Annotated in this window: 2 protein-coding genes; one reads left to right on the top strand and one right to left on the bottom strand. The window is 60.2% G+C overall.

The features are described from left to right. Window positions 1-989, bottom strand: a 989-nt coding sequence (locus tag AC1DT3_RS20740) for a metallophosphoesterase (protein WP_477467089.1), incomplete at its 3' end; no start/stop codon positions are given. A gap of 237 nt (window positions 990-1,226) precedes the next feature. On the opposite strand from AC1DT3_RS20740, the gene AC1DT3_RS20745 reads away from it, so the two are divergent. Then, window positions 1,227-1,520, top strand: a 294-nt coding sequence (locus AC1DT3_RS20745; protein WP_477467090.1) for a LacI family DNA-binding transcriptional regulator, incomplete at its 3' end; no start/stop codon positions are given.

The following is a 1,520-nucleotide window of genomic DNA, read 5'->3' on the forward strand; positions in this document are numbered from 1 at the left end:
ACCACATTAAGATCGTGGTTGCCGGGGAGGGCGATCATGAGCCCGGCGAGAGTCGGATGGGGCGCAAGCGCGTCGAGAAACTCGGCCCACTCGGCTGATCGCCCGGCATCCGTCATGTCGCCGGAAATGATGATCGCGTCGAGCGGCTTTTCCGTGTGGATTTCCTCCAACTGGTTCAGCAGCCGGGTGAATTTGGCATTTCCCTGCGGGCCCGATCGGCCACTTTCGATCCTGAAACCATAGCGCTCCGCGACGATGTGAATATCCGAGAGATGCACCACGCGCCACGTGCGCTGGATGTCCTCGGCTTCGTGAAAGGCCTCGAGATCCCGCGGTTGCGCCATGACGGTATCGGCAAGCCCCCAGAAAAGCGCAGCAGCCGCGAGGTACCCTGTCACGAGCACGACACTGTTGACGAGCGCCGTCTTGAAGAACGCAGCGGGTGTCGCGAGGTCGGCGACGAAGCCGACCCAGCGCGACGACGGCCACAGGGCGACGATGATCAGGAGTGCGAGCGAGCAGATCACAAAGCCGGAGGCGACGGCGGTCGCCGCTTGCGCCAACACACGCCAGCGTTTGCCGAGCCGCGAGGGAAGCAATCGCTGAGCGAGATGCCGGAACCCCTCTCGAAAGAGAACGTAGACCGGTTGGACGGCGATGGAGTTCAAAGACCAGAAACTGCTCTCGACCATCCGCAAAAACGAACGTCCGCCAAACCAGGCGGCTGCGCCGAAAGCGAGGAGGAAAACAATCGGTCCGATACCAGTGAACAAGGTCAGCGCCCGCGAGGAGATCGTGCCGATCCACATCGAGATTAGAAGAGGAGCTGCGCCGAGGATCAGACAGGGAAGGCCGATCAGCAAAAACCACGCCACCGCCAGTTTCGGCRGGCTGATCTCGGCCATGAGGCTGCCCGCCAGGGACAACAGCGAGCGGCGTTTGGTGCTGGACCCATCGTCCTCGATATCACCGTCTCTTAGATCAATCACGTTGCTCTCGCCTGATGGGCCGTTCGGTGGCGCGAGGTTAGTTCCTCTTTCACAAGGCTGCCAGCGGCTTCGAGCAAGAATCACGCCCCCGTAACCCTTCACATTTCAACCCTTCACATTTCGGATCGCTAAGCTCCGTCTCCAAACTAAAGATGTAGTGACCACCAGTTGACGCCATCGCGAAGCGGCGTTTAGTAATACGTATTAGCAAGCATGGTTTGTTGAGAATTGGACTCAATGCGGTCTAGCGCGCGTCTCACGCAAAGGGATATCGCCCGCCTCGCCGGGGTCAGCCAGGCGACCGTCTCGCTTGTCCTGAACGGGCAGGGCGACACGGCGTTGTCGCGCATTCCGGCGGAGACCCGGGAAAAGGTGATCAAGGTCATCCGGGAGACCGGCTACGTGGCGGATCCAATCGCCCGGCGAATGGTTCAGCGCCGCAACAACATCCTTGGCGTGTTCACATACGAACCAGTGTTTCCGACTGAGCAGGCCGACTTTTTTACCCCGTTCCTTCTCGGTATCGAGCAT

This window comes from Microvirga sp. P4_G7, from assembly GCF_056401005.1.